The following is a 1,426-nucleotide window of genomic DNA, read 5'->3' as shown; positions in this document are numbered from 1 at the left end:
GGCTCATCGCAATCGAGGGTGTAGGGCTGGTCTGAATCCTCCGGCTTCGAGCAGGCTGCGTGCGATGTAGTTGGTGAGGTTCCGGAAGCCGAGTGCGGAGCCGCGGAGATGCTCGAGACGCCCGTTGATCGCCTCGGTCGGTCCGTTCGACGTGCCTGGCCGGTCGAAGAACGCGAGAATGTCGGCGGCGCGCTGCTTGAGGGTGCGGCCGAGCTTGCGGACCTCGGCCAGAGCGGCGGGAACGCCGGCGCTGACCGCGTCGATCACGGCCTGCATCATGTCCTTGGCCCTCTGCCTGTCGGGTTCGCGGTAGGCGGCGATCATGCGCTGGTAAATACCCCAGGTCGCTTCAACCTCGATGTGCTCCTCAACGGCGAACAGCGCTTCAAGGCGGGCGCGCTGCTTCTCGGTGAGCAACTTGTCGCCGGTGTGTAGGGTGCGGCGGGCCTTGTAGAGCGGGTCGTCCTTCATGCCGCGGCGGCCGAACAGGTCCTGCTGAACGCGGCGCCGGCAGACATCGAGCGCATCGCCGGCGAGGCGAACGACATGGAACGGGTCCATCACCGGGACGGCGCCGGGGAGTTCTTCGGCAGCGGCGGTCTTGAACCCGCTGAACCCGTCCATCGCGACGACCTCGATCGCCTTCGACCAGTCCTCCGGTCGGGCAGCGAGCCACTGCTTGAACACGGCCTTGGAGCGGCCCTCGACCATGTCCAGCAGCCGGGCCGGACCGGTCTTGCTCCTCGCGGGGGTGAGGTCGATAATCACGGTCACATACTTGTCACCGAGCCGAGTGTGACGCCAGACGTGCTCGTCAACGCCGAGGGTGGTGACTCCGTCGAAGCGCCCCGGGTCGTCGATGAGTCGACGCTTGCCTTCGGCGAGGATCGCGGTGTTCGCTGTGTGCCAGGACACACCAAGGCCTGCGGCGGCGCGGGAGACGGTGAGATGGTCGACCACGATCGCGGTGAGCGCCCACCCGATCCCGCCGCGGGAGATCCTCGCCCGCGGTGCCGCCGCCCGTGTCGTGTCCTGCCGCCACGTCCGACGACAATGAGCGCACCGGTAGCGGCGCACCCGCATCAGCAGCGTCGTCGGCCGATGCCCGAACGGCTCATGCGCGAGCGGCCGTGTCACAGTGTCCCGCGCGACCCCTTCAGCACCACACTTGCGACACCACGGGTCATCGTCGACGACACGGCACTCCAGCACCGCCCGATCGGGCTCGAGATGTTGCCCGACGGCTTCGAGGCCGAGCTCGTCGAGGCGGCAGAACGTGGTCAGGTCGGGCGCGGCGAAGGTAGCGTGGTGCAAGTCGAGGTCTTCCGGCGGATGGTCAGTGTGAGAACTTCCATCCTGGAAGACCTCGACCCCTATCCACCAATCGCCGCGCGCACCCCGACTACACCTTCAATTACGAAGAGCC

The 1,426-nt window shown here is 67.3% G+C and carries 1 protein-coding gene; it reads right to left on the bottom strand.

Annotation, left to right across the window (positions count from 1 at the left end; translation table 11 throughout):
* Positions 1-3 precede the first annotated feature (3 nt).
* On the bottom strand, positions 4-1,314 hold the full coding sequence (locus ACWAUG_RS13540) for an ISL3 family transposase (protein WP_460802827.1): 1,311 nt from the start codon (positions 1,312-1,314) through the stop codon (positions 4-6).
* Between the last annotated feature and the right edge of the window lie 112 nt (positions 1,315-1,426).

The organism is Microbacterium sp. GXF6406 (genome assembly GCF_054798215.1).
The sequence above is the reverse complement of the archived record's forward strand: the minus strand, read 5'-3'. Positions and strand labels throughout refer to the sequence as shown.